The sequence below is a fragment of the Pseudomonas sp. Root401 genome, assembly GCF_001425105.1.
GTDB classification, from domain to species: domain Bacteria; phylum Pseudomonadota; class Gammaproteobacteria; order Pseudomonadales; family Pseudomonadaceae; genus Aquipseudomonas; species Aquipseudomonas brassicacearum.
In genome coordinates, this window is the sequence record NZ_LMDO01000012.1 from 532,765 (window position 1) to 556,369 (window position 23,605).

The following is a 23,605-nucleotide window of genomic DNA, read 5'->3' on the forward strand; positions in this document are numbered from 1 at the left end:
TAGCGGTGTGGCAGTCAATGAAGAGTTGAATGTCAGGCCGCCATCGCGAGCAAGCTTTGCTCCCACAGGTTTTTTGGGGCGCCTATAAATCCGCGGCCAAACGCAGATCCAATGTGGGAGCGAGCCTGCTCGCGATAGCGGTGTGTCAGTCAGCGAAGATGCTGAATGTCAGGCCGCCATCGCGAGCAAGCTCGGCTCCCACAGGTTTTTTGGGGCGCCTACAAATCCGCGGCCAAACGCAGATCCCATTGTGGGAGCGAGCTCGCTCGCGATAGCGGTGGGCAGGTATTGGCCTTTCACTTCTTCAACGCGTCATGGGCCTCCAGCGCGCGCAGGGAGTAGATGTACGCCGCGCCGGCATTCAGGGACACCGCGGTGGCCAGGGTGGCGGCGATTTCTTCGCGGGTGGCGCCGGCCTTGATGGCGGCGTCGGTGTGTACGCCGATGCAACCGTCACAGCGCGTGGTGATGGCGACGGCGATGGAGATCAGCTCACGGGTCTTGGCATCGAGCACGTCGTTTTCAGCCGCGGCTTCATCCAGGGCCATATAGGCCTTGACCATCTTCGGATTGCTTTTGCCCAGGGCGCCAAAGGCGCTCTTGATGGTAGGCAGCAGCTCGGACCAATTGTTGAACATAGCGTTGACTCCTAGTGGGAAAGGCGGGATTGCGCCCTTGTAGTCTTGACCATCAATGACGACCAAGCCCGGGTGGCGATGAAAAAGACTTGCGCGCCCGCTTCAGGGCGCCCGGGCCGGCAACAGTTTCAAGGTGCCATGGGTATTGGCCGTCACTTCTTCCTCGGCCAGGTGCGCCTGGTGATACAGCCCCTCTATGTACGCCTCGGCCTGGTCTTCGTAATGCTTGTCGAACGGCACGCCGCTCTGGCCGACGGGGTTGATGGTGACGCTGTGGGTCGGGTCGGCGAAGTCGATGATGCGCCGCGTCGAAGGCCCATAGGTCACCGGCCACGGCGCCGGGCCGATTTTGGCGGAGAGGTTGTTGGGCACCTCGTGGGTGCCCGGTGCCGCGAACGGGCCGACGTTGAAGATCCGGTCCAGCGGCTTTTGCAGGCCCAGCGGGTGGCCGTGGGTCAGGGTATGGGCCATGCCCCATTGCCATTGCGTGGCATCGTCGCCGAAGGTGGCCTTCAGGTGCGCCAGGCTCTTGTCCCAGGCCTTTTTCACGGTGTCGGCGCGGGTCTCCGTGCCAAGGGTCGTGCGGTCATCCCACCACGGTGAGTCTTCGGAGGCCGCCAGGCGTGGAAGGGCTGCGTCGATCACCCGGGTCGACAGGGCGGTTTCGAAGAAGCCGTCGCCCAGTTCATCGTGCAGGGCCGCGTCGGCCAGGTTGAACAGGAACTGGTTGAACAGCGTGGCGCTGGTGGAGTCCAGGGGGTAATCGCCCGGCCATTGGGCCAGTTGTTCCACCCATTTGCGTTCCTGTGGGTCGTTGACCACCTCACGCAGCACCGGCAGCAAAGGCGCGAGCAGGCGAGGGCCGTAGGCGGTGGTGGTGCCCAGTTGCAGTTTCTGGGTGCTCTCCAGGTCCCACTTCGCCTGCTTGTCGCTGAGCTGCTGGTTGAGTTGCTGGCCGCGGTCGGCGAGGTTGTAGTAACCCGGGATCTCGATGCCGCTGGCCGACACCGGCTGGAAATTGGCCGAGACGATGTAGCCCCGCGCCGGGTTCTCTTCCTGCGGGTTGCTGCTGAACGGATAGAAACCTTCCTTTTCCGCCTCCGGGCTGCTGCCGTCGAGGATGAAGCCAGGCTTCACGTCGGCTGGCCGCTTGGGCAGTTGCGCGGCGGCCCACCAGCCGATGTCCCCCTTGGCGTTGGCCCACACCACGTTCAGCCCGGGTGCGTGGATCTTGGCCGAAGCGCCGCGAGCCTTGGTGAGGGTGTCGGCGCGGTTGAGCTGGTAAAAGGCCTCGAGGATCGGGTTGCGGCTTTCCAGGAATCCCCACCACATGGCGACCGGGGTCTTGCCGGCGTTCGCACCGAGGGCATCGTTGACGATCGGACCATGGGGCGACTGGCGCAGCACCAGCGTCATCGGCGCCTGGCCCTTGACCGCGATCTGCTGCTCGCTGCGGGTCATGTCCACCCATTGGTCGCGATACCAGACCTGTTCGGGATTGTCCGGGTTGACCTTCTCGGCGATCAGGTCCAGGTCGTCGTTCTGGAACATGGTGACGCTCCAGCCGAAATCCCGGTTCATGCCCAGCGTCGCAAAGGGCAGCAGCGCCTGGTACTGCCCATAGAGTTCGAACCCCGGGGCCGACAAGTGCGCCTCGTACCACACCGAAGGCGTGGAGAAACGGATGTGCGGGTCACCCGCCAGCAACGGCTTGCCGCTGTGGGTGCGGCTGCCGGAAACCGCCCAGGCATTGCTGCCCTCGAACTGCGGCAGGCCGTTGTCGGCCAGGGCCTGCTCGCTCAGGCGGGCCAGGGCATTAAGGTCTTTCCAGTCGGCGGCCGCCAGCGGCAGGCCGCTTTTGCGACCTTCGGCCAGCACGCCCTGAGGCTGCCAGTCGAGGTCGAAAATGTTCAGGTAGTTGGCACCCAGCACATCGCGCACGTAGGTCAGCAGGGGTTCGGTGCGAAAGGCCGCGGCGAAGCTGTAGGCCATGTAGCCGGTAACGCTCACGGTGTCTTCGGCGGTGAACGGGCGCTTGGGAATGCCCAGCACATCGAACTCCACGGGCCGGGTGTGGCTGTCCTGGTAGGCGTTGATGCCGTCCAGATAGGCTTGCATGGCGATCCAGGCCGGGGATTGTGGGTCCTGCTCGGTCACGTAGGCCGCGGCACGCTCACGGATGCGCAGGCTGCGCATCAGCTTGTCGGTGTCGAGCAGTTTCGGCCCCAGCACCTCGGCCAGCTCACCACGGGCGAGGCGGCGCATGATCTCCATCTGGAACAGCCGATCCTGGGCATGGACGTAACCGAGGGCGCGGTACAGGTCGGTTTCGTTCTCGGCGCGGATATGCGGCACACCGCGTTCGTCGTAGCGCACTGTCACCGAGCCATGCAGCCCTTGCAACTGCACCGTGCCTTGGCGGGTGGGCTGCTTGCTGTAGAGGTAGCCGCCCGCGACGATGATCGCGGTGACGACCAATGACAGGAAGGCGATGAGGGTGCGTTTCATGGTGATTCCTTATTCTGGTGACAGCGGTCCCAGGGCCTCGCTGTTTATTCCATGTTTAACATGTCGCTACGCGACTTCGCATCGCTCCTCGGGGGGATTCGCCGTCTTATTCCTTTCCCTATTTGTCCTGGGCCCACGGACAATAGCAACCCACCGCCATTGTGTGGGTTGCATTGACCGCTCGACCACCGCTCAACGCCTCGAGAATCGGCTCGATGAAGCTGTTGCTCGAATTGCAGGTCAAACCTTCGCTGTAGGGACCGAAATACGCGAGCTGGCCGCTGCGATCCCAGATCGCCACGGCCGGGCTGGCGGGAATCTGGTTTGAGCCGGGCAGGCTCGGGAGCGGCTTGAGGCTATTCAAGGTGGCCGGCAATTGACCCTGGCTGCCGGGCTTTTGTACCGCATAGAACTCGACGCCTTGCGGTACATATTTATCGACCAGCTCGGAAAGGTGTTGCTGGTTGCCGACGTTGCACGGGCACGCTGGGTCCCAGAAATGCACCAGGCGTATCGCGCCAGGGCCGGCCAGATCGGCAGGCAGACGCAGCGGGTCGCCGGAAAACACCGCCGTGTGTTGGCTGAAGGCCCGCAGGAAACGGCCTTGGAACCAGTCATAGGCCGTCCACAAGACGACGGCGCATCCGAGGGCAAGCAGGCTGGCAAGCAAGGTCGTGCGGTGGGACGGGCGCATGGAGTCGATCCTCTGAAGCCGCGTAGCTTGCCATGCCTGCCGCGACAGATGAATATCGCAGGCCTACAAAGTCTGTTTCGCGCGATGCGCCTATGCCTGGAAATCTTGATGCCTGCCACTTTCGACCCCGATCTCCTGCGAGCCAGCCTGCAGCCGCTGGCCCAGTGGCAAGCCCTGTCCGAGCAAGCCCAGGCCTACCAGCGGTTCTATGGCCTGGACTTTCCCCAGCGCAGCGTGCGCAAGGGATTGGGGCGTTTCGAGGTGGGTGGGTATGAGTTGGTCAGCCAGGTCTGGTGGCCGGAAAAAGCCGTGGCGACCTTGTTTGTGTTCCACGGTTATTACGATCACATGGGGCTGTATCGCCACTTGATCGAGTGGGCCCTGGAGCAGAAATTCGCAGTGATCGCCTGCGACCTGCCGGGCCACGGCCTGTCCAGTGGCGAGCGCGCCAGTATCGAGGATTTTGCCGAGTACCAGGCCACCTTGCAGGGCCTGTTGGCCGAGGCCGGGACGCTGGGCCTGCCGCAACCCTGGCATCTGTGCGGGCAAAGCACCGGCGGGGCCATCGTCGTCGATCACGTGCTCAACCAGGGTGCGCAGAGCCCGGCCCAGGGCCAGGTCATCCTGCTGTCGCCCCTGGTGCGGCCGCGGGCCTGGGGCTGGTCGCGCCTGAGTTATTACCTGCTCAAGCCCTTCGTGAGGGGGATTGCGCGACGCTTCAGCGAGAACTCCACCGACCCGGACTTCCTGCCGTTCCTGCAAGCCGACCCGCTGCAACCGCTGCGCCTGCCCACCGCCTGGGTGGGCGCGCTGGGGCAATGGATCAAACGTATCGAAGCCGCCCCGAGCAGCCAGCGCCAACCGTTGATCGTGCAGGGGCAGGCGGACATGACGGTGGATTGGGCGCACAACCTGCAAGTGCTGCGCAGCAAGTTCGACCGGCCGCAGGTGTTGATGTTGCCCGAGGGACGCCATCATCTGGCGAATGAGGCGCTGGCGTTGCGGCAGGAGATGTTTGGTTTTCTGACGAAGCGGATGAGCCGAGTTCGGCGGTGACTGGGTTATTGCTATCGCGAGCAAGCTCGCTCCCACAGGGTATTGAGCTGCTAGATCCAATGTGGGAGCGAGCTTGCTCGCGATGGCGGCGCTGAACTACTGCCCAAGATTCTGCCCCACCGCCAACCCCGCCCGAATCGCCGCCAGGGCCGCTTGATAATAAGCCTGGCCCTCGGTCGATTCGGCGAAGGTGGCGAACTCTTCCAGCTCGGTATCCGTGAGGTCACGGTAGACGTACAACAGCGTGTTGTTCAGGTCCGCGCCGATCTGTTCCATTAACCGTTGGCGTTGTCCATTCAACATGCCCTGGGCCTGGCCTGCACCCAAGAGCCCCGGGATCATCGAACTGAGGCTGTCGGCCGCCACGCCGGCGATCGCCAGGCTGACTTCGGCGCCGGCCTCGCGTGCTGGCAGGGCCTGGGCCAGGTGGCCGATGATCAACAGGCGGTTGTCGCTGGCGGGCATCTTCGGCAGGCCCTTGGCGTTTTTCGCCAATTGATCACGCCGGGTCGCCAGCAACTCAGCCGCGACGACCTTGCGGCCCAGGGGTGACTGGAAAAAGCTCAGGGCCGGGCTGGGGTCACGCAGATTCTTGCGCATCTGCGTCTCGGCCCGCTGGTCCATGGCCTGGGGGGCGAAACGTTGATTGCTGTTGTTCACCAGGGCCTGGAACACTGCCGGCGGGAGGCTGCTCTGATAGCGCTGCTGGGCGGCGCTCAAGGCGTCATTGAAATGCGCCCGCTGTTCCGGCCAGCCGGCGACCTTGTACAACTGGTCGTAGCTGTCTGCCCAGGCGGGCAAAACGCAGAACATCAACAGTGAGAAAAGCAAACGGCGCATAGGGACTCCTGTCAGCAGCCGACTATTCTCCGTGGGGTGTGGGGTCTTGTCGAGAATTCGTATCAAGTTCGTACGGCGGTGCAATTTGACGCAGCGAACCGACACAGCGAACCCGCTGCGTGGCGCTGTCGGTTTTGCAGGCACAGGCATACTATGCGCGCCATGCAAATACCTTCTGATCACCCGCTGCTGTTACGTATCGTCGACGACCTGGCCGAGCGCGGCTGGTCGCAGCAGAACCTCTTCCTGCCGGATGCGCTGACGCGCGCCCTGGCGGCCGAATGCCGCCAGCGTGCCGTCGAGGGCGAACTCGCCCCGGCAGCGGTCGGGCGCGGGCCGTTCTCGGAGATCCGCGAAGGGATCCGGGGTGATCACATCCAGTGGATCGAACCCGGCCAGGCGCAAGCCTGCGACCATTACCTGGCGCTGATGGACAGCCTGCGCGAGGCGATGAATCGCGGGTTGTTCCTGGGCCTGGAAGACTTCGAAAGCCACTTTGCCCTCTATCCACCCGGCGCGTTCTACCTCAGGCACGTCGACCGCTTCCGCGATGACGACCGCCGCATGGTCTCGGCGGTGCTCTACCTCAATGATGACTGGTTGCCGGAACACGGCGGCCAGTTGCGCATGTACCTGGACGAAAGCCTCGAACAGGACGTGGTGCCCATTGGCGGTTGCCTGGTGGTGTTCCTGTCGGGGGACATTCCCCATGAAGTACTGCCGGCCACGCGCGATCGCCTGTCCTTGACCGGTTGGTTCCGCCGTCGCGGCAACGAGTTGTTCTGACGATGGAAAAGATCCTGGTCAGTCGCTGCCTGCTCGGGCATCGCGTGCGTTACGACGGCGGTGCCAGCGGGCCGTTCGATCAACTTCAGCAGTGGCTCGACGAAGGCCGGATCGTGCCGCTGTGCCCGGAAGTCGCCGGCGGCTTGCCCACGCCTCGGGCGGCGGCGGAGATTCCAGGCGGGCAGGGCGGACAAGTGCTCGACGGCCAGGCACTGGTTATCACCACCGACGGCGAGGATGTGAGTGCGCAGTTCCTGTCGGGCGCGTATCAAGCGCTGGAACGGGTGCGTGAAAACGGCATCCGCATCGCCGTGCTCAAGGCCAACAGCCCGTCGTGCGGCAACCTGTTGACCTATGACGGAACGTTCAGCGGGGTGAAGGTCAGCGGCGAAGGCGTGACGGCGGCGTTGCTCAAGCGGCATGGCGTGAAGGTGTTCAGTGAGCTGGAGTTGCCTGAAGCGGCGGCGGCCCTCAAGGCCCTGAACAACAAGTAACCTTGAGCCGCGCAGTTCTCAGCGGCAAGGAACTCTCTGTGGGAGCAAGGCTTGCCCGCGATACAGGCGCCTCGGTCTCTGAAAGACCGCATCGCTTTCATCGCGGGCAAGCCTTGCTCCCACAAAATCTCTTGCTACAGGGGCTATAGCTGCTCAGCCAACTGCTCAATCAGCTCCTGGCGTTCTGCCTGGCTCAATCGCGGTTGAGTATTCAGGGATGACCATTGCGGATGTGCCCGCGCCTTGTTCAAGGCTTCGGGCAGCTTGCCTTCGCGCCAGGTCTTGTCCTGGGGCGTGGCGATGCGGATGCTGTCCATTGCCGCATGGCCGCGCTGGTTGAGGGCTTGCAGCAGTTGGCATTGGCGCAGGGCCAACAGGCGCAGCACGCTGTCGTCCACCGTCAATTCCCGTTGCCCCTTGAGCTTGCCCATCAGCCGGTTGCCATAGCTGCGGGCGGTTTGCAGGGTGCCGCCGACAATGGCCCCGGCCAGGGCGGCGGCGCCAAGGGTCAGGCCGCCCACCAGCAAATCCACGCCGGCCCCGGCCGCCGCACCCGCCGCGATCCCGCCACCGACGCGTACGCCCAGTTGCTTGAGGGTCTCGGGGTTGAACAGATCATCGCCCCAACGCCCGTCGAGCAGCGGCAAATCGCTGGCGGCGGCGTCCTGAGGACGGAAAGCATAGAGCTTGAGCAGGGCCTCGACGCAGCGCTGCTCGCGCTGACGCACCGCGTTGCGCAGTTCGCTAATGGCCTCGCGTTCCAGTTCGGCGTCGCTGGCGACGCTGCGTCGGCAGGCGGCGCAGTCAATCAGCAGTTCGGCGATCAAGCGTGCCGCGCTCTGCTGGCGGGCCAGGCGTTGGGCTTGTTGGTCGGCGACCAGGCGTTCCAGCTGCCCGCGGGCGCTTTCCAGCAACAGCGCGAGGCTCTCATACAGACGTCGCTCGCCGTCCTCGGGCGGGGCGACGCTGTCAAAGCGCACCAGGGCGTGCAGCCCCAGTCGCGCCAGGGCTTCGCGCCAGTCGGGCTCGCGATGGTGGGCGCTGCTGACGAAATTCAACACCGGCAGCAGCGGCTTGCCACAACTGGCGAGGACTTCCAATTCGTCGCGGTACTTGGCCAGCACCGGTTCCCGGGCGTCGATCACATACAGCCCGGCGTCGCTGGCGAGCAGTTGCCGCAGCACTTTGGCTTCCTGTTCGAAGCGTTGCCGCGCCTCGCTGCCCTCGAGGAAGCGGGCCAGGCGCGCCGGACCGTCGAGGCGTTCGCCAGGACGCTCAAGACGCTCGAGGTAATCGAGCAGGGCGATGGCGTCTTCCAGGCCCGGCGTGTCGTACAGCTCCAGCAGCGCTTCGCCGTCCACCGACAGGCGCGCACCCTCGACATGCCGGGTGGTGCTCGGGCGATGGGACACTTCGCCGAAGCCGACGTCGCGGGTCAAGGTACGCAGCAGCGAGGTCTTGCCGACATTGGTGTGGCCGACCACGGCCAGCTTCAGCGGCTTCATGGGCTCAGTCATGGCCGGTCTCCAGCCAGTTCAAGGGCATGCAGTCGGCGAAGGGCAACTGCAACTGTTGCAGTGCGGTGTGCCAGTCGCCCAGGCGCTCGGCATCCAGCGCTTCGCCGGGCGGCGCCTGCAACAGCCAGACGCGGGTGGCGCTGGCGCTGCGGGCCAGCTCGGCGATCAGCGCCAGGCTGCCGCGGTCCGGTGAACGGCGTGGGTCGCAGGCAATTGCCAGGCGTGCCGGCGGAAAGCGCGACAGTTGTTCGAGGAGTTTGTGGCGCGACTCGCGGCTGTCGAGAATGCCGGCGCTTTTTACGGTTTCGGGCAGCTTGGGCGGCCAGGGCCGGTCGTCCAACTCGATTGCCACCAGCAGCGCGCCGTCGCTGTTCATGGCGCTGACAGCACTTTCGATGGGATGCAGTTGCGCGGGGGCGGCGTCGTTGACGCCCAGTCGCTCGCTGCTGGGCATCAGCCGTTCACGCAATTGGGCGTAGCCCGGCAGGTTCAGGTCCAGGCGCAGCGTGGCGCGGCCGCGCCGCCAACGCCACAGGCACAGCAGTGCCAGGCCCAGGCGCGGCAACAGGCCATAGACCAGCAGCACACCGACCAGCCAGCCAGCCCAGGCCTGGCGGGCGCTCTCGATGTTCAGGGCGGCGTCGCCACTGGCGCGGATCATTTCCACCGTCGGCACGCTGAAGCCCAGCAGGGCGGGCAGCGCGCCGAGGGCCTGGGTCATGGCGACGAAGGTCTCGCCGCCGAGGATGGTGGTTTCCCAGACGAAGCCATAGCGCCGGGTCGCCATCAGCAGCAGGACGATGACCAGCGCGCTGAGCATCGCCAGCAGCCACAGGCCATTGACCAACACGCCGAGGGCCCAGCGATTGAGTTTGTGCCGTTGCAGCAACAGCAGCAGGGCCGGCGCCAGTTGGGCGGCCTTGGCGTCGCGGGCGAATTTTTCGCTGAGCCACAGCCACAGGCGTCCCAACGTGGCACCTTGCTCGCCAGCGAAGATCAGGCCCAAGGCCCAGCCGCTGAGCAGGATCAGGTTCAGCCCCAACAGGCTGCCCAAGGCCCAGAACACATTGACCGTTGCCTGCCCGTTGCCAAGTGCGGCAAAGCCCAGGCCGGCGCCGCTGACGACGGCGAGCAGCGCCAATGCGATCAGCGCCAGGCGCGCCCCTTGCAGCCAATGGCGCAGGGCTTCGGTGAGGCCATCGCGTTCGGCCAGCCAGCGGGCGCGGTGGCGGATGCGCGTGGCTAAGTCGCCGCCGGCCCCACGGGCCAGGCGATTGGCTTCCTGGTCCTCGAGCGGGCCGGCGTGTTCTTCACGCAGGCGTATCGTCTCGGTCAACCAGAGGTTCTGCAGTACTGTCACGAGTGCTTCCGTTGCTCGAATGAGGGTTGAGCATAACCGCTGTGATGCCTGTCGGGGTACGCCGAGCCTCTGGTATCCTCGCGGCCATGAACAAAACTCTCCCCTTAAGCCTGATCGCAGCCCTCGGTGAAAACCGTGTGATCGGCGTCGACAACAGCATGCCCTGGCACCTGCCGGGGGATTTCAAATACTTCAAGGCCACCACCCTGGGCAAGCCGATCATCATGGGGCGCAAGACCTGGGACTCCCTCGGTCGACCGTTGCCGGGACGCCTGAACATCGTGGTCAGCCGCCAGTCGGGCCTGGTGCTGGAAGGCGCGCAAGTGTTCTCCACCCTGGAGGCTGCGGTGGCGCGGGCCGAGGCGTGGGCACTGGAACAGGGCGTCGACGAGTTGATGTTGATCGGCGGTGCCCAACTGTACGCCCAGGCCCTGGAACAGGCGGATCGACTGTACCTGACCCGCGTGGCGCTGAGTCCTGAGGGTGACGCGTGGTTTCCTGAGTTCGATTCGAGCCAGTGGACGCTGGTTTCGAACCAGCCGAACCCGGCCGAAGGGGACAAGCCGGCCTATAGCTTTGAGGTGTGGGAAAAGCTGTAAGCCCTGTGTGAGCAATGCCTGTGGGAGCAAGGCTTGCCCGCGATCCGGGCGCCTCGATCCATGGAAGACCGCGTCGCTTTCATCGCGGGCAAGCCTTGCTCCCACAGGTATCAGGGCAATCAAGCGTGCACCAGCTCCCCATGCTCCTCGGTATCGAGCAACGCCTTGTCAGTCTGCTGCATCACCTGGCTGGTAATCGCCCCGGCGGTGATTGAGCCGCTGACGTTCAACGCTGTACGGCCCATGTCGATCAGCGGTTCGACGGAAATCAGCAACGCCACCAGCGAGACCGGCAAGCCCATGGCCGGCAGCACGATCAGCGCGGCGAACGTCGCGCCGCCACCGACCCCGGCCACCCCGGCCGAACTCAACGTCACGATCGCCACCAGCGTCGCGATCCACACCGGATCCAGCGGATTGATGCCCACCGTCGGCGCGACCATCACCGCCAGCATGGCCGGATAAAGGCCGGCACAACCGTTCTGGCCGATGGTGGCGCCGAACGAGGCGCTGAAGCTGGCAATCGCCCGTGGAATGCCGAGGCGGCTGGTCTGGGCTTCGATACTCAACGGGATGGTGGCCGCGCTGGAGCGGCTGGTGAAGGCGAAGGTCAGCACCGGCCAGATCTTGCGGAAAAAGCGCAACGGGTTGATCCCGGCAGCGGACACCAGCAGGCCATGGACCACGAACATCAGGCCCAGCCCCAGGTACGACACCACGACAAAACTGCCGAGCTTGATGATGTCCTGCAGGTTGGAACCAGCCACCACCTTGGTCATCAGCGCCAGTACACCGTACGGCGTCAATTTCATCACCAGGCGCACCAGGCGCGTCACCCAGCTTTGCAGGGTGTCGATGGCGTTGATCACTTTCTGGCCTTTCTCCACGTCGTCCTTGAGCAACTGCAACGCCGCGACCCCGAGGAACGCGGCGAAGATCACCACGCTGATGATCGAGGTCGGCTTGGCCCGGGCCAGGTCGGCAAAGGGGTTCTGTGGGATGAATGAAAGCAGTAATTGCGGGATGTTCAGGTCGGCGACCTTGCCGGCGTAGTCGTTCTGGATCACTTGCAGGCGCGCCAGTTCCTGGGTGCCGGCCACCAGGCCTTCGGCGGTGAGGCCGAACAGGTTGGTCAGGCCAATGCCGATCAGCGCGGCGATGGCGGTGGTGAACAGCAGCGTGCCGATGGTCAGGAAGCTGATCTTGCCCAGGGACGAGGCGTTATGCAGGCGGGCCACGGCGCTGAGGATCGAGGCGAAGACCAGCGGGATTACGATCATTTGCAGCAACTGTACGTAGCCGTTGCCCACCAGGTCGAACCAGCCGATCGAGGCCTTGAGCACCGGGTTGCCGGCGCCATAAATCGTGTGCAGGGCGAGACCGAACACCACGCCCAGTACCAATGCCAGCAGGACTTTCTTGGCCAGGCTCCAGGTGCGGTGACGGGTTTGTGCCAGGCCGAACAGCAAGGCGAGGAACACCAGAAGATTGAGGATCAGCGGCAGATTCATCAAAAGAGACTCCGATAAGACGTGCCAGTCGCCCGAAGCCGCGACTGTGAGCCGGGAAGCCTAACAGCCTGATAACTAATGAATTAATACTAAAAACGCATGTGGATTGTCGTTTATGGAATAAGGCTGCGACGTTTACGGATATGTCGCTGGCGCAATCAAGACGCAAGCGGTCGCGGGTAGGCGAGGACTGTCACAAGCATTTGTTAGCGTCGAGTTCTTTTGAACCCGGGAGAAATGCCGATGAAGCTCGTACCTCGTTTTCTTGCTGTCGCCTTGAGTCTTGGTCTCGCCGGCCAGGCACTCGCCACCGATCTCAAACACTGGCCGGCGGAACAAGCCAAGGCCCTGGAGACGATGATCGCGGCCAACGCCAACAAGGGTAACTACGCGGTGTTCGACATGGACAACACCAGTTACCGCTACGATCTGGAAGAGTCGTTGCTGCCGTTCATGGAGAACAAGGGCCTCATCACCCGGGAAACCCTGGACCCGTCTTTGAAGCTGATGCCGTTCAAGGACACCGCCGACCACAAGGAAAGCCTGTTCAGCTACTACTACCGCCTGTGCGAAGTCGATGACATGGTCTGCTACCCGTGGGTGGCCCAGGTGTTTTCCGGCTTTACCCTCAAGGAGCTCAAGGGCTATGTCGACGAGCTGATGGCGTCCGGCAAGCCGGTGCCGACCACCTATTACGATGGCGACAAGGTGGTCCAGTACAACGTCAACCCGCCGAAAATCTTCACCGGCCAGGCCGAGCTGTACAACAAGCTGATGGAAAACGGCATCGAGGTCTATGTCATGACCGCCGCTTCCGAAGAGTTGGTGCGCATGGTCGCCTCGGATCCGAAGTACGGCTACAACCTCAAGCCGCAGAACGTGATCGGCGTGACCACGCTGCTCAAGGACCGCAAGAGTGGCGAGCTGACCACCGCCCGCAAGCAAATCACCGCGGGCAAATATGACGAGAAGGCCAACCTTGGCCTGGAGTACACACCTTACCTGTGGACCCCGGCGACCTGGATGGCCGGCAAGCACGCGGCGATCCTGACGTACATCGATGAATGGAAAAAACCGGTGCTGGTGGCGGGTGACACGCCGAGCAGTGACGGCTACATGCTGTTCCACGATGTGGACGTGGCCAAGGGCGGTATCCACCTGTGGGTCAACCGCAAGGACAAATACATGACCCAGATTAACGGCATGATGGCCAAGCACGCTGCCGCCCAGGCCAAGGAAGGACTGCCGGTGACGGCGGACAAGAACTGGGTGATCGTCAAACCGGAAGATATCCAGTAAGCCAGCAATGATCGTTCCCACGCTCTGCGTGGGAATGCATACCGTGACGCTCCGCGTCACTGGACGCAGAGCGTCCCTTGAGGCATCCCCACGCAGAGCGTGGGAACGATCAGAATCCGCCTCCTACTCGATGCGTTGTCGACGCTTACAAGCCGTCAAGCATCGCCTTGTTACGCACCGCGCCCTTGTCGGCGCTGGTGGCGAGCAGGGCGTAGGCCTTGAGGGCCGTGGTGACTTTGCGTGGACGCACTTCCACCGGTTTCCAGCCCTTGTTGTCCTGTTCGACGCGGCGCCCGGCCAGTTCTTCGTCGCTGATCAACAGGTTGATCGAGCGGTTCGGAATGTCGATCAGGACCTTGTCACCGTCCCGTACCAGACCGATGGCGCCGCCAGCGGCTGCCTCCGGCGAAGCGTGGCCGATGGACAGGCCCGAGGTGCCGCCGGAGAACCGGCCGTCGGTCAGCAAGGCGCAGGCTTTGCCCAGGCCCTTGGACTTCAGGTAGGAGGTTGGGTAGAGCATTTCCTGCATGCCCGGGCCGCCTTTCGGACCTTCGTAGCGAATGATCACGATGTCGCCGGCCTTCACTTCGTCAGCGAGGATGCCGCGCACGGCGCTGTCCTGGCTTTCGAAAATCTTCGCGTTGCCTTCGAACACATGGATCGACTCGTCGACGCCTGCGGTTTTCACCACGCAGCCATCCAGGGCGATGTTGCCGTACAGCACGGCCAGGCCACCTTCCTTGGAGTACGCGTGCTCGACGCTGCGGATGCAGCCGTTTTCACGGTCGTCGTCCAGGGTTTCCCAACGGGTCGACTGGCTGAACGCGGTTTGCGTCGGAATGCCCGCCGGGCCGGCCTTGAAGAAGTGATGCACGGCCTCGTCGGTGGTCTGGGTGATGTCCCACTTGGCGATGCCTTCGGCCATGGTCTTGCTGTGCACGGTCGGCAGGTCGGTGTGCAACAGGCCGCCACGGGCCAGGGAGCCGAGGATGCTGAAGATCCCGCCGGCACGGTGCACGTCTTCCATGTGGTACTTCTGGATGTTCGGCGCGACCTTGCACAGTTGCGGCACGTGACGGGACAGGCGGTCGATGTCGCGCAGGTCGAAATCGATCTCGGCTTCCTGGGCAGCGGCCAGCAAGTGGAGGATGGTGTTGGTGGAACCGCCCATGGCGATGTCCAGGGTCATGGCGTTTTCGAACGCCTTGAAGTTGGCGATGTTGCGCGGCAGCACCGACTCGTCGTTCTCACCGTAGTAGCGCTTGCACAGCTCGACGATGGTCCGGCCGGCCTGGAGGAACAGCTGTTCGCGATCGCTGTGGGTGGCGAGGGTCGAACCGTTGCCCGGCAGGGCCAGGCCCAGGGCTTCGGTCAGGCAGTTCATCGAGTTGGCGGTGAACATGCCGGAGCACGAACCGCAGGTCGGGCAGGCGCTGCGCTCGTACTCGGCAACCTTCTCGTCAGAAGCGCTGGAGTCGGCGGCGATCACCATGGCGTCGACCAGGTCGAGGCCGTGGCTGGCGAGCTTGGTCTTGCCGGCTTCCATCGGGCCGCCGGAGACGAAGATCACCGGGATGTTCAGGCGCAGGGCGGCCATGAGCATGCCCGGGGTGATCTTGTCGCAGTTGGAGATGCACACGATGGCGTCGGCGCAATGGGCGTTGACCATGTATTCGACGGAGTCGGCGATGATCTCGCGGCTCGGCAGCGAATAGAGCATGCCGTCGTGGCCCATGGCGATGCCGTCGTCCACGGCGATGGTATTGAATTCTTTCGCTACGCCGCCGACACGTTCGATTTCCCGGGCAACCAGTTGGCCGAGGTCCTTGAGGTGGACGTGGCCCGGTACGAACTGGGTGAAGGAGTTGGCAATGGCGATGATCGGCTTCTTGAAGTCGTCATCCTTCATCCCCGTGGCGCGCCACAAGGCACGGGCGCCGGCCATGTTGCGGCCATGGGTGGATGTTTTCGAGCGGTAATCAGGCATGGAGCACTCCGGGCGGCTAATCAGGTACTTATCAGGTATCAATGGGGAAGTGAGCTTCTGTCGACGTCTGGAGCACCCGGGTTTGGCCGTGTGTCCGCAAGTGGCTGATGACTTTGCAGGATCACTGCGCGCCTCAGCATGAGCTCATAAACCCGCCGGGGATGAATGGCGATGAATGTCGCGATTCTACACCGCTGGCGCCAGGATGAAATGACGCAAAGCGCTGATCGGGCGCCAATGTCGTGCGCGGGATGACGACTGGCAGGCTTCAGTCGGCCAACAACCCCCGGTAGCGATGCCGGACCAGGGCATTGAGTGCCAGCCCCAGCAGGCTAAGCAGGATCAGGCAGAGGGCCAGGGCCAGCTGTAAGTCCAGCGGGGTGAGGCTGATCACGGCACTGGTTAGCCCGCCGACAATAAAGATCAGTACGCTACCGGCCGAGGCGGACGTGCCGGCCTGCGCCGGAAATAGCGTCATGGCTTGGTTGTTGGCTGCCGCCCTGGCAATGGTCGTTCCGGCGGTGCAAACGATCATGGGCGCTAACAGAGTAGTGATCGACAAGCCTAGGTAATTGGCGAGCCCCAGCATCAGGAGGCCTGCGGCAAGGATCAGGCCCAGACCCGTGACGATTTGCGCCTGTGGATCGATTCGATTGCTCAGCACGGACGCCACCGCGCCCCCGCCGATATAGGCCAGACCATAGCCCAGCAGTACCAGCGAAAAAGCCTCGGGCGATAAGTGCAACCGGTCGATCAGGACCAGCGGTGAAATGACGATGAACGAAAAATGGCAGGAAAAAGCCAGCGCCGAGGTTAACCAATAAGCGACGAAACTGAAGTCACCGAAGACCTTTCGATAGGATGCGATGATATTGAAACGCCTGGGTTGACTGCCGGCCGGGGGGCATTCAAGCAAATGACAGGCGCTTGCGAATACGCCAGCTGCCAGGGCAATGAACACCAGGAAGCTGCCGCGCCAGCCCATCCAGCTTTGCAGCCCGGTGCCAGCCAGGGGCGAAACGGAAATAAAAATCCCGCCGCAGGTGACCAGCAAGACTCGCAATCGCTGCTGTTCCTGTCCGGTGAACAGGTCCTGGATCAACGCTTGGGACAGCACGAAACAACCGCACCCCAAGGCCTGGACGACACGGAAGAAGAGAAAGGACCAGTAACTGTCGGCGAGTACGCAACCTGTTGCTCCAACCGCTGAAACGGCGATCCCGATCAACAGCAGGTTTTTTCGTCCCATAACGTCGGAAAGCGGACCGATCAGCAGTTGCGAAAGGGCGATGCCCACCGCGAACAGGCTGACAGACAGGGCGATATCGGATGATGGGCTCTGAAAGTGTTCGGACAGTGCAGGGAACGAGGGCAGCACTACATCTATCGGAAACACGCCAAGCAAGGCCAGCGTCAGTAGCAAACCGACGGCAGCAGGTTTGCGGGTCTGCGTAAGGATCTTGGTGTCAGCCATCGATAAACCCCGCTTGAGAAAAAAGCTGTCGGTTGTGTTCGTTGTCGAAGAAGCGCGCCTTCTTCATGGCTGCGAACGTCGATACCGTGCCGGAGCGAAGCCGTTGTATATGGGCGTCTGGTTGCAAGAGATCTGCGATGATCAGTCGGGATGACTGCTCGTCGAAGCCTACGCTGGCAAGGCTACTCATTAGCCAGGACACGTCTGGTTCGAAATAAAGCCCTATGATCTCCAGTAACATCCTTGCGGCCTGATCGCGCTGTGGTGAGGCCAGGACGGCCCACAGAAACTGGAACACTTCGCTAAAGTAGCGACTGTGGCGTGCTTCGTCCTCAAGATGATTCCTGAGCATTCGGTACACCGTGGAAACCAAGCTTTCGCGGGTGATGGCCAGCAGCTCTTTGGCGATTATTGTTTCAGAGACGAATCCCATCAGGAACCATGCCAGGGGACGATGCGTCGAATGGATTGTGTCGATCATGCCCAGCAGCCGTTCAATGCGTCTCGGCGTTTGACGATCACCGATGCCATACATGGCGGCAACCTGCTCGGCTACTTCATTGGAGAACAGCGCGTGATAGCCTTCATCGGTATAGAGCTGCAGCGCGGCAGTTTTCATCATGTTCGGAATCGTCACGTCAAGTTCGCCATGAACGATGGTCTCCACGGAACGGTTGACGACCCGGTGTTCCAGCAACGTGGTGTAGTCTAAGAAATACACTAGGTGATTAGCCTCAAGACGCTGGACGATGGAACGTCCAGCTGCCTTGATCAGCGGGTGTTCGATATAGGGGACGAACGCCGGCGGGAACCAGTCCTTGACCCGCAGCTGTTGCTCCAGATCCTCGGGAAGGCGGTAGTCGTCCTTGCGCACGCGCACCGCTGCCTTGTTGTCCCAGTCGCCTAGGGTGTAGCAAGGCGTTTGCGTAAAGGTTGAGCCAGTCATGGGGTAATGTCCTGGGTATTGGCCAATGCCCTCAGTGCTTCGCAATGCACTTGCCCGTCGCCCCGGCCACAACCGACAAAAAACAATGGTTGCTCGGGACTTTCTTTAAGTCCCAGCAGTTGTTCCACCTTGCAATCGGTTAGCGCTCCGGTCAGCCACGTATCGAGTCCAAGACCGGTCGCGACCATCAGGAATACCTGAGACACGTGTCCCACTTCGATAAAAGCCATCCGATAGGTGCGGGAGTGTTCGTATTTCCACCAGAGTTTGTCGAATCGGGAGGTGAGGAATAGCCCGAATGGCAGCGCATTGATGAAATGTTGTCCGCTTAACAACAGGCCCAAAGGTTCTGCCGGTAGCGGGCCGATCAGGCTCAAGGCATGTTTATCCGGGTAATAAGCGTAGACACCGGCTTTCAACCCCTCGACGTTGCGCACGTAAAGGTAGCCATCGCAGGCATTCAAACCTCCACCAGAGGGACTGCTGCGTCGCGCGCCCAAGGTTTCCGGCTGCTCAGCTCCGGGAACGAAAGGTCGTTCGTTCAGGTAACCTAGCGTCAGATAAAGCAGGGTGCTGACCTGCTTTAGCGAAATGGACTCTTCGCTGAATGAGCGAGACGTGCGGCGGTCGACAAGCGTCTGCGCCAGAGAAACCTCCTGGAGGTCCTCCCACGAGCAGGGCGAAAGGAAAATAAGCTCGCTCAAGTCCGGTTTTATCTTGGCCGGAGGTGCTGGCGACTCGAGGACTTCGTTGCAATGTTCCAGATAAAGCTTTGCCCATTCGTTCACGTTTTGGGGAACAGTTTCGCAAGGAATATTTTTTGTGCCGATATGGAATATCTTAGACAATGAATCCCATTTCCAATCTAAAGATTTTTTGGGTTCTGCTATAAGTATCCCAGCTTCTAATAGATCGACATCAATGGGATTGTGCTTGTCGAATAAAGTGGGGTCACTAATGAGTTGAGCTAGACGTGTAGAATAGTCGAGTTCGAGTTCATGCTGGGTGTGGTGTTCGTAGTTCCAGACAATCTGGCATGGCGGGTGCGCAAGTATAAAGAGGCTCGGATTTATATACATTGATTTTGATCCCGCAGTGGCTCATAAGTTGAATGGGGCTGAGTTGCCGGCACTCCTCGGCCCCACTTATTACTTACTTAGCGGCTTTTGGAACGATCAGGCTCGCCAGGTTTGCAATTTTATTAGCTTCTAGATGAATTGTTTTCATTGTTAAACTCCTTTACTTTGTTGATGTGTTTTTTCTATGGGGTGTCACTTGCGTTGTGACAGTTTGATCATAGTTATTAATGAGTAATTGGCAAATAAATTTTGAGTAGGAAAGTTCTAATAATGTCGTGGGGAGCTTCTTACAGAAACTTCAATGCAGTACTTTCCAGACGCGCAAAAAAAATCGCAGCCAAGGCTGCGATCAGAATGCAATTGGAGTGTGCGGGGCACAGCGCTACGGCCCTGGCCCCGTCCGGCCTCAGCTGTTGGGCAACAACCGGCAGGTGATGCTCTTGATGTAGCGGGTTTCGGCAATGGCCGGGTGTACCGGATGGTCTGGCCCCTGGCCGCCGCGTTCGAGCAGTTGAATGTTGCGGTCCAGGTGGCGAGCGCTGGTCAGCAGGATGTTTTGCAGGTCGTCTTCGGGCAGGTGCATCGAACACGACGCGCTGACCAGGATGCCGTCCTTGCTGAGCAGGCGCATGGCTTGTTCGTTGAGGCGGCGATAGGCGCCTTCACCGTTTTTCAGGTCTTTCTTGCGCTTGATGAAAGCGGGTGGGTCGGCCACGATCACGTCGAAACGTTCTTCGCTGGCCTTGAGCTCCTTCAGGGCTTCGAACACGTCGCCCTCGATGCAGGTCAGCTTCTCGGCGAAGCCGTTCAGCGCGGCGTTGCGCTCGACACCGTCGAGGGCGAAGGCCGAGGCATCGACGCAGAACACTTCACTGGCGCCGAACGCCGCGGCTTGCACGCCCCAGCCGCCGATGTAGCTGAACAGGTCCAGGACGCGCTTGCCCTTGGCGTACGGGGCCAGGCGTGCGCGGTTCATGCGGTGGTCGTAGAACCAGCCGGTTTTCTGGCCTTCCATGACCGGCGCTTCGAACTTCACGCCGTTCTCTTCCAGGGCGACCCATTCCGGCACCAGGCCGAACACGGTCTCGACGTAGCGGTTCAGGCCTTCGGCGTCACGGGCCGCGGAGTCGTTCTTGAACAGGATGCCGCTGGGCTTGAGCACCTGGGTCAGGGCGGCGATCACGTCGTCCTTGTGGGCTTCCATGGTGGCCGAGGCGATCTGCACCACCAGGATGTCGCCGAAACGGTCGACCACCAGGCCTGGCAACAGGTCGGAATCACCGTAGACCAGGCGATAGAACGGCTTGTCGAACAGCCGCTCGCGCAGGGACAACGCCACGTTGAGGCGATGCACCAGCAGGGACTTGTCCAGCGGCAGCTTCACGTCGCGGGACAGCAGCCGGGCGCAGATCAGGTTGTTGGGGCTCATCGCAACGATGCCCAGCGGCTTGCCGCCGGCGGCTTCGAGGATGGCCTGGTCGCCGGCCTTGAAGCCGTGCAGCGGGGTGGCGGCTACATCGATTTCGTTACTGTAGACCCACAGGTGGCCGGCGCGCAGGCGACGGTCGGCGTTGGCTTTGAGGCGCAGGCTAGGCAGGGACATGACGTCGCTCCGGAAAAAAGAGCGGGAGTATACCGTGTTGCAACCTTGGCGGGGCTCGTGGTGGACATGTGGTGAGCAAGCACACTCTCGCTTGGCCATAGAAGCTATGTAGAAGCTATGTAGAAGCTATGTAGAAGCTGTGTAGGAGCTGTCGAGTGAAACGAGGCTGCGATCTTTCCCCAGACACTTGAATCGTAAGTCAAGATCAAGATCAAGATCAAGATCAAGATCAAGATCAAGATCAAGATCAAGATCAAGATCAAGATCAAAAGATCGCAGGCTTCGCCAGCTCCTACACAGAGCGCAGCAGGCTCAGGCGGACAACGCGCTGATCAACTCGCGGTTGAACGCCGGAATGTCATCGGGCTGACGGCTGCTGATCAACGTGCCGTCCTTGACCACTTCCTTATCGACCCAGTTCGCGCCGGCGTTGACCAGGTCATCCTTGAGGGTCTTGTAGCTGGTCATGGTCTTGCCCTTGACCAATCCGCTCGACACCAGCAGCCAGCCGCCATGGCAAATCACCGCGATGGGCTTGCCCGCCGCCTCGAAGCCCTTGACCAGTTTCTGGGCCTCGGCGTCGATGCGGATGGTGTCGGAGTTCTGCACGCCACCGGGCAGCACCACGGCGTCGTACTGTTCGACATTGGCGGCCTTGAAGGTCAGGTCGATCCGGAAGTCGTCGGCCGGCTGGTCATGGTTCCAACCTTTGACCTGGCCTTCGCGGGCCGAAACGATGTCTACCTTGACGCCGGCCTGTTCCAGCGCCCGTTGGGGGCCGGTCAGTTCGGCCTGTTCAAAACCATCGGTCACGAGGATGGCGACACGTTTGTTGTTCAGGGAGCCAGGCATGAAAAATCTCCTCAAGCTGAGTGGCTGGATTGCCGACTCAAGCCTTATGCAGGCTTGGCTGTCGGCCCTGTAAAGTCCGAAGCCGATGCCTGAAGGAAAGTTCCGCCGATCTACCCGGCGGTGTATCGGATCCATCTTTAAGGGTTAGAATCCCCGCCTGACACCGGAGTGTGTACTCATGTCCAAAGAACTTTCCGCCGAACAGATCCAACAGTCCTTGCAAGGCATCAGCGTGCCGCCCCAACCGCAGATCATGGTGGATCTGCAGATGGAGCAGTACATGCCCGACCCGGACCTGGAGACCATCGCCAAGCTGATCTCCCACGACCCGGGCCTTTCCGGGGCCTTGCTCAAGATCGTCAACTCGCCGTACTACGGCCTGCGCAACAAGATCACCTCGATCCAGCGCGCGGTGAACCTGTTGGGCAGTCGTTCGATCATCAACCTGATCAATGCACAGTCGATCAAGGGCGAGCTGCACGACGACGCCATCGTTACCCTGAACCGCTTCTGGGATACCGCCCAGGATGTGGCGATGACTTGCCTGACCCTGGCCAAGCGCGTCGGTCTGGAAAACGGTGACGAAGCCTATGCACTGGGGTTGTTCCACGACTGCGGCGTGCCGTTGATGCTCAAGCAGTTCCCCAACTACATGGGCGTGCTGGAAGAGGCCTACGCCAATGCCAGCGCCGAGTGCCGGGTGGTGGACACCGAGAACCGTGAGTTCAACACCAACCATGCCGTGGTCGGTTACTACACCTCCAAATCCTGGCGCCTGCCGGATCACGTCAGCCAGGCCATCGCCAACCACCACAACGCCCTGGCGATCTTCAGCGACGAGTCTTCACGCAACAACAGCCAGTTGAAGAACCTGCTGGCGATCCTGAAGATGTCCGAGAACATCTGTGCGTCCCACCGGGTGCTCGGCAATCAGGCCGAAGACCACGAGTGGGATAGCGTCGGGAGCCTTGTGCTCGATTACATCGGGTTGTCGGAATACGACTTCCAGACCCAGAAACAGGAAATTCGCGACCTCGCCACTCGTTGAGTGCGGGGCTTCGCCTGACTCGAGAGCCTCATGCCAGAACTGCCGGAAGTCGAAACCACCCGTCGCGGAATCGCGCCCCATCTTGAAGGCCAGCGGGTCAGTCGCGTGGTGGTCCGCGACCGCCGCCTGCGCTGGCCGATCCCGGAAGATCTCGACGTGCGGCTTTCGGGCCAGCGCATCGTGCAGGTGGAGCGGCGGGCCAAGTATCTGTTGATCAATGCCGAGGTCGGCACGTTGATCAGCCACTTGGGCATGTCCGGCAACCTGCGCTTGGTGGAAGTCGGCATGCCGGCCGCCAAGCACGAGCATGTGGACATCGAGCTGGAATCCGGCCTGGCCTTGCGCTACACCGACCCGCGACGCTTTGGCGCGATGCTCTGGAGCCTCGACCCGTTCAATCACGAGCTGTTGATTCGCCTGGGTCCCGAGCCGTTGACCGACCTGTTCGATGGCGAACGGTTGTTCCAGCTTTCGCGGGGGCGTTCCATGGCGGTCAAGCCGTTCATCATGGACAACGCGGTGGTGGTGGGGGTGGGCAATATCTACGCGACCGAGGCCCTGTTCGCCGCCGGGATCGACCCACGCCGGGCTGCCGGAGGCATTTCCCGGGCGCGTTACCTGAAGCTGGCGATCGAGATCAAGCGCATCCTCACCCATGCCATCGAGCGCGGTGGCACCACGCTGCGGGACTTTATCGGTGGGGACGGCCAGCCCGGCTATTTCCAGCAGGAGCTATTCGTCTATGGCCGGGGCGGGGAGCTGTGCAAAGTCTGTGGCACGGGGCTGCGGGAAATCCGCCTGGGCCAGCGTGCGAGCGTCTGGTGTCCACGCTGCCAGAGCTGATTTGTCCTACGGTCTATAGTCAGTAGTATTTAGCCGAAGGATCGCCCATGAAACTGCTTCGACCTGTCGTTCTAGCGCTGCTGCTGAGTGTCGGTTTGCCTGCCCTGGCAAGCGACGGCAGCGGCGACCCGCGCTACACCATCCAGAACCCGCCGGCCTTCGCCATGCTCGGCGACCTGCTGATCGCCCGACCGCTGCTGCTGGCCGCCACAGTGATTGGCGCCGGGGCATTCGTGGTGTCGTTGCCCTTTACCGCGCTGGGCGGCGGGGTCGGCGATGCGGGCAAGGCGCTGGTGGTGGACCCGGCGAAGGCCACCTTTGTGCGGTGCCTGGGGTGTATTGGGGAGGGGTTTGAGCGGCAGGAGTAGTCGTCAGGTATGTGCATTTATGGTGTAGCTGCTGGCCCTATCGCGAGCAGGCTCGCTCCCACAGGGATCTACTGAGTTCACATGGTCTGTGTCCTAAGCAAAT

The 23,605-nt window shown here is 61.9% G+C and carries 21 protein-coding genes; 8 read left to right on the forward strand and 13 right to left on the reverse strand.

Features of this window, described 5'->3' with window-relative positions; all coding sequences use genetic code 11:
- Nucleotides 1–296: 296 nt before the first annotated feature.
- The 3 genes from ASC85_RS12325 to ASC85_RS12335 all read right to left on the reverse strand — a co-directional run bounded on the left by ASC85_RS12325 (nucleotide 297) and on the right by ASC85_RS12335 (nucleotide 3,840).
- Nucleotides 297–638, reverse strand: coding sequence for a carboxymuconolactone decarboxylase family protein (locus tag ASC85_RS12325; protein WP_003206631.1), 342 nt, complete (start codon nucleotides 636–638; stop codon nucleotides 297–299).
- Between the two features lie 102 nt (nucleotides 639–740).
- The gene (locus ASC85_RS12330) at nucleotides 741–3,146 is read right to left on the reverse strand and encodes a penicillin acylase family protein (RefSeq protein ID WP_057449508.1); all 2,406 of its coding nucleotides are present in this window, start codon (nucleotides 3,144–3,146) and stop codon (nucleotides 741–743) included.
- A 118-nt stretch (nucleotides 3,147–3,264) separates the two neighbouring features.
- Complete coding sequence (locus tag ASC85_RS12335) at nucleotides 3,265–3,840, reverse strand: DUF6436 domain-containing protein (RefSeq protein ID WP_057449509.1); 576 nt, start codon at nucleotides 3,838–3,840, stop codon at nucleotides 3,265–3,267.
- A 108-nt stretch (nucleotides 3,841–3,948) separates the two neighbouring features.
- On the opposite strand from ASC85_RS12335, the gene ASC85_RS12340 reads away from it, so the two are divergent.
- Nucleotides 3,949–4,896, forward strand: coding sequence for an alpha/beta hydrolase (locus tag ASC85_RS12340; RefSeq protein ID WP_057449510.1), 948 nt, complete (start codon nucleotides 3,949–3,951; stop codon nucleotides 4,894–4,896).
- A gap of 96 nt (nucleotides 4,897–4,992) precedes the next feature.
- Here ASC85_RS12340 and ASC85_RS12345 read toward each other — a convergent pair whose 3' ends face one another.
- Nucleotides 4,993–5,736 carry a DUF2059 domain-containing protein gene (locus tag ASC85_RS12345; RefSeq protein WP_057449511.1) on the reverse strand — a complete coding sequence of 248 codons (744 nt, stop codon included), beginning with the start codon at nucleotides 5,734–5,736 and terminating at the stop codon, nucleotides 4,993–4,995.
- Between the two features lie 153 nt (nucleotides 5,737–5,889).
- On the opposite strand from ASC85_RS12345, the gene ASC85_RS12350 reads away from it, so the two are divergent.
- Together ASC85_RS12350 and ASC85_RS12355 are read left to right on the forward strand one after the other, a co-directional pair.
- Complete coding sequence (locus ASC85_RS12350; RefSeq protein WP_057449512.1) at nucleotides 5,890–6,522, forward strand: 2OG-Fe(II) oxygenase; 633 nt, start codon at nucleotides 5,890–5,892, stop codon at nucleotides 6,520–6,522.
- Nucleotides 6,523–6,524: 2 nt separating this feature from the next.
- Entirely contained in the window at nucleotides 6,525–7,016 is a 492-nt protein-coding gene (locus tag ASC85_RS12355; protein ID WP_057449513.1) for a DUF523 domain-containing protein, read from the forward strand.
- Between the two features lie 143 nt (nucleotides 7,017–7,159).
- Here the strand turns inward: ASC85_RS12355 and ASC85_RS12360 are convergent, their stop codons facing one another.
- Nucleotides 7,160–8,533 carry a GTPase/DUF3482 domain-containing protein gene (locus ASC85_RS12360; protein ID WP_057449514.1) on the reverse strand — a complete coding sequence of 458 codons (1,374 nt, stop codon included), beginning with the start codon at nucleotides 8,531–8,533 and terminating at the stop codon, nucleotides 7,160–7,162.
- Nucleotides 8,526–9,893, reverse strand: a complete 1,368-nt coding sequence (locus ASC85_RS12365; RefSeq protein WP_057449515.1) for a DUF2868 domain-containing protein — start codon at nucleotides 9,891–9,893, stop codon at nucleotides 8,526–8,528. The genes ASC85_RS12360 and ASC85_RS12365 overlap by 8 nt, the downstream gene beginning before the upstream one ends.
- Before the next feature lie 86 nt (nucleotides 9,894–9,979).
- Between ASC85_RS12365 and ASC85_RS12370 the strand changes: the two genes are divergently transcribed.
- Nucleotides 9,980–10,492 (forward strand): dihydrofolate reductase, encoded by a 513-nt coding sequence (locus ASC85_RS12370; RefSeq protein WP_046063218.1) that lies wholly within the window; start codon nucleotides 9,980–9,982, stop codon nucleotides 10,490–10,492.
- Nucleotides 10,493–10,611: 119 nt separating this feature from the next.
- On the opposite strand, the gene ASC85_RS12375 is transcribed toward ASC85_RS12370, so the two are convergent.
- Complete coding sequence (locus ASC85_RS12375) at nucleotides 10,612–12,003, reverse strand: L-cystine transporter (protein WP_057449516.1); 1,392 nt, start codon at nucleotides 12,001–12,003, stop codon at nucleotides 10,612–10,614.
- A gap of 243 nt (nucleotides 12,004–12,246) precedes the next feature.
- On the opposite strand from ASC85_RS12375, the gene ASC85_RS12380 reads away from it, so the two are divergent.
- Nucleotides 12,247–13,302 carry a phosphorylcholine phosphatase gene (locus tag ASC85_RS12380; RefSeq protein ID WP_057449517.1) on the forward strand — a complete coding sequence of 352 codons (1,056 nt, stop codon included), beginning with the start codon at nucleotides 12,247–12,249 and terminating at the stop codon, nucleotides 13,300–13,302.
- A gap of 145 nt (nucleotides 13,303–13,447) precedes the next feature.
- Here the strand turns inward: ASC85_RS12380 and ilvD are convergent, their stop codons facing one another.
- The 6 genes from ilvD to ASC85_RS12410 form a co-directional block, all read right to left on the reverse strand.
- Entirely contained in the window at nucleotides 13,448–15,289 is a 1,842-nt protein-coding gene (gene ilvD, locus ASC85_RS12385) for a dihydroxy-acid dehydratase (RefSeq protein WP_057449518.1), read from the reverse strand.
- 268 nt (nucleotides 15,290–15,557) lie between these two features.
- Nucleotides 15,558–16,763 (reverse strand): MFS transporter, encoded by a 1,206-nt coding sequence (locus tag ASC85_RS12390; protein WP_057449519.1) that lies wholly within the window; start codon nucleotides 16,761–16,763, stop codon nucleotides 15,558–15,560.
- Entirely contained in the window at nucleotides 16,756–17,709 is a 954-nt protein-coding gene (locus ASC85_RS12395; RefSeq protein WP_057449520.1) for a diiron oxygenase, read from the reverse strand. The genes ASC85_RS12390 and ASC85_RS12395 overlap by 8 nt, the downstream gene beginning before the upstream one ends.
- Complete coding sequence (locus ASC85_RS12400; RefSeq protein WP_057449521.1) at nucleotides 17,706–18,788, reverse strand: SagB/ThcOx family dehydrogenase; 1,083 nt, start codon at nucleotides 18,786–18,788, stop codon at nucleotides 17,706–17,708. The genes ASC85_RS12395 and ASC85_RS12400 overlap by 4 nt, the downstream gene beginning before the upstream one ends.
- Before the next feature lie 406 nt (nucleotides 18,789–19,194).
- Complete coding sequence (locus ASC85_RS12405) at nucleotides 19,195–20,391, reverse strand: class I SAM-dependent rRNA methyltransferase (protein WP_003206543.1); 1,197 nt, start codon at nucleotides 20,389–20,391, stop codon at nucleotides 19,195–19,197.
- A 312-nt stretch (nucleotides 20,392–20,703) separates the two neighbouring features.
- Nucleotides 20,704–21,243 carry a type 1 glutamine amidotransferase domain-containing protein gene (locus tag ASC85_RS12410; protein WP_057449522.1) on the reverse strand — a complete coding sequence of 180 codons (540 nt, stop codon included), beginning with the start codon at nucleotides 21,241–21,243 and terminating at the stop codon, nucleotides 20,704–20,706.
- 232 nt (nucleotides 21,244–21,475) lie between these two features.
- Here ASC85_RS12410 and ASC85_RS12415 point away from each other — a divergent pair, with 232 nt between their 5' ends.
- The 3 genes from ASC85_RS12415 to ASC85_RS12425 are packed head-to-tail and all read left to right on the forward strand — an operon-like array spanning nucleotide 21,476 to nucleotide 23,502.
- Nucleotides 21,476–22,291 (forward strand): HDOD domain-containing protein, encoded by an 816-nt coding sequence (locus tag ASC85_RS12415; protein ID WP_172681424.1) that lies wholly within the window; start codon nucleotides 21,476–21,478, stop codon nucleotides 22,289–22,291.
- Nucleotides 22,292–22,321: 30 nt separating this feature from the next.
- Nucleotides 22,322–23,134 (forward strand): bifunctional DNA-formamidopyrimidine glycosylase/DNA-(apurinic or apyrimidinic site) lyase, encoded by an 813-nt coding sequence (gene mutM / locus ASC85_RS12420; protein WP_057449523.1) that lies wholly within the window; start codon nucleotides 22,322–22,324, stop codon nucleotides 23,132–23,134.
- 47 nt (nucleotides 23,135–23,181) lie between these two features.
- Complete coding sequence (locus tag ASC85_RS12425; RefSeq protein WP_014340695.1) at nucleotides 23,182–23,502, forward strand: hypothetical protein; 321 nt, start codon at nucleotides 23,182–23,184, stop codon at nucleotides 23,500–23,502.
- The last annotated feature ends 103 nt before the right edge of the window (nucleotides 23,503–23,605 follow it).

Excerpts from the sequence above, each read along its gene's own strand:
- ASC85_RS12325 (WP_003206631.1), bottom strand. The coding sequence starts at position 638 with ATGTTCAACAATTGGTCCGAGCTGCTGCCTACCATCAAGAGCGCCTTT.
- ASC85_RS12330 (WP_057449508.1), bottom strand. The coding sequence starts at position 3,146 with ATGAAACGCACCCTCATCGCCTTCCTGTCATTGGTCGTCACCGCGATC.
- ASC85_RS12335 (WP_057449509.1), bottom strand. The coding sequence starts at position 3,840 with ATGCGCCCGTCCCACCGCACGACCTTGCTTGCCAGCCTGCTTGCCCTC.
- ASC85_RS12340 (WP_057449510.1), top strand. The coding sequence starts at position 3,949 with ATGCCTGCCACTTTCGACCCCGATCTCCTGCGAGCCAGCCTGCAGCCG.
- ASC85_RS12345 (WP_057449511.1), bottom strand. The coding sequence starts at position 5,736 with ATGCGCCGTTTGCTTTTCTCACTGTTGATGTTCTGCGTTTTGCCCGCC.
- ASC85_RS12350 (WP_057449512.1), top strand. The coding sequence starts at position 5,890 with ATGCGCGCCATGCAAATACCTTCTGATCACCCGCTGCTGTTACGTATC.
- ASC85_RS12355 (WP_057449513.1), top strand. The coding sequence starts at position 6,525 with ATGGAAAAGATCCTGGTCAGTCGCTGCCTGCTCGGGCATCGCGTGCGT.
- ASC85_RS12360 (WP_057449514.1), bottom strand. The coding sequence starts at position 8,533 with ATGACTGAGCCCATGAAGCCGCTGAAGCTGGCCGTGGTCGGCCACACC.
- ASC85_RS12370 (WP_046063218.1), top strand. The coding sequence starts at position 9,980 with ATGAACAAAACTCTCCCCTTAAGCCTGATCGCAGCCCTCGGTGAAAAC.
- ASC85_RS12375 (WP_057449516.1), bottom strand. The coding sequence starts at position 12,003 with ATGAATCTGCCGCTGATCCTCAATCTTCTGGTGTTCCTCGCCTTGCTG.
- ASC85_RS12380 (WP_057449517.1), top strand. The coding sequence starts at position 12,247 with ATGAAGCTCGTACCTCGTTTTCTTGCTGTCGCCTTGAGTCTTGGTCTC.
- ilvD (WP_057449518.1), bottom strand. The coding sequence starts at position 15,289 with ATGCCTGATTACCGCTCGAAAACATCCACCCATGGCCGCAACATGGCC.
- ASC85_RS12390 (WP_057449519.1), bottom strand. The coding sequence starts at position 16,763 with ATGGCTGACACCAAGATCCTTACGCAGACCCGCAAACCTGCTGCCGTC.
- ASC85_RS12395 (WP_057449520.1), bottom strand. The coding sequence starts at position 17,709 with ATGACTGGCTCAACCTTTACGCAAACGCCTTGCTACACCCTAGGCGAC.
- ASC85_RS12400 (WP_057449521.1), bottom strand. The coding sequence starts at position 18,788 with ATGTATATAAATCCGAGCCTCTTTATACTTGCGCACCCGCCATGCCAG.
- ASC85_RS12405 (WP_003206543.1), bottom strand. The coding sequence starts at position 20,391 with ATGTCCCTGCCTAGCCTGCGCCTCAAAGCCAACGCCGACCGTCGCCTG.
- ASC85_RS12410 (WP_057449522.1), bottom strand. The coding sequence starts at position 21,243 with ATGCCTGGCTCCCTGAACAACAAACGTGTCGCCATCCTCGTGACCGAT.
- mutM (WP_057449523.1), top strand. The coding sequence starts at position 22,322 with ATGCCAGAACTGCCGGAAGTCGAAACCACCCGTCGCGGAATCGCGCCC.
- ASC85_RS12425 (WP_014340695.1), top strand. The coding sequence starts at position 23,182 with ATGAAACTGCTTCGACCTGTCGTTCTAGCGCTGCTGCTGAGTGTCGGT.